The organism is Dolichospermum sp. UHCC 0259 (assembly GCF_009711935.1).
Classification (GTDB): domain Bacteria; phylum Cyanobacteriota; class Cyanobacteriia; order Cyanobacteriales; family Nostocaceae; genus Dolichospermum.
On sequence record NZ_VIKX01000090.1, the window covers coordinates 6,298 to 7,571 of the forward strand.

Below are 1,274 nucleotides of genomic sequence, written 5' to 3' on the forward strand. Positions count from 1 at the left end.
CACTAACAGGGATATTTAAATTAGGCATCCAAACCCAATACCCCGCTCCAATTCCATGACGGAATCTATTTTGAAAACCTCGGTATCCCGACGGGACACGTAGTTTTCACCTTTTAATCTTTTTTGTACCTAGCTAACCAAGCTTTAATAAACTCGATTACTTCCTCCTTTTCAATCACAAAGGCAGTGCCTTTTCTTCTGAAAGCCAGAATTTTCATGTTTCCTACTTCAGAATAAAGATGTTCCTTGTGATTTCCAATTGCCTTGGTGGGAGGCCATAAAACCAGGACTTTGGCTGTGGGAGTTTTTTGTGCCTCACGAGAGGACATCCCAAATAAGTCTCTATTCTTATTGAGCCACTTTTCATAATCTGCCAATTCAACTAATGGGCAGGGTTTCCAGATTTTGAGCGCATTCTTGTCTTTACGTTTTACCTGCAAAGCTTCTCTCGCTTCGTTGTAAACAATTTCCCTATGTCCTTGGGAACGAATAGAGATAAACAGGTGAGTTTTGCGCGGAAACCTGATAAACAAGTCAATAGGGTTCTGATCTTCAATTTGAAGCGCTGGAAAAACTTGTATTCCTTCGCTTTTAAACTCCTCTAACAGTACAGTGGTTAAATTTTCCAGTCGCGCAATTTTTTCCACCCTCACCAACGGTTTGTAAGCCAAGCCAAAAAGCAACCAGCCAGCCGGGGCGATTGTGCTTGTAGCAATTGTTGAATCATTAGCTGCTAGAGCAACAGTGGAATCAACGTTTTTTGCTTCCCTAAGTCCCTCTAAAGCCGCTTCGTTGTGCGGCGGTAGCTGAAAATCGGTAGTTGGGTCTTTTACTGTCAACATTGCGACATCAAAAGTTAGTGGTTTGAAAATAGCACTTCCTTTACAAATCCTAATGCCTAATTCGGCATTTTGAACTAATGGTTATTCAATGATTACTAAAAGGAATGCGTTTAAACGAGAAACTAAATCCTAAATTGAGATTAAACGTGACGAATTACATCTAACGCTTGCTCCTATGATTTTTGAGTTTCTTCTTGATTATAAGCGCCTAAAAAGATTGTATACCATAGTCAAGTATATCTTTGTATTCCCATGGAGTACCAACTCGAACAATATCCAGGATTTTCTATTGGTGGTTGCGGCTCACAGAGAGTTGCAATAAATGACCCTGCATAGACTTAAAGTTCCCAATCTAGAGTTTGTGTGAGTTGGTGCTTTTTGACTAGTTGTTTCCTGTCAGTTAACAGTTTATTCCAACCAGCTTGACCAGGA

General features: G+C 40.3%; 1 protein-coding gene. It reads right to left on the reverse strand.

Annotated features, from left to right (window positions below; genetic code table 11):
* Positions 1 to 113: 113 nt before the first annotated feature.
* Positions 114 to 842 carry a hypothetical protein gene (locus FJR05_RS06990; RefSeq protein ID WP_168643448.1) on the reverse strand — a complete coding sequence of 243 codons (729 nt, stop codon included), beginning with the start codon at positions 840 to 842 and terminating at the stop codon, positions 114 to 116.
* Positions 843 to 1,274 lie beyond the last annotated feature (432 nt).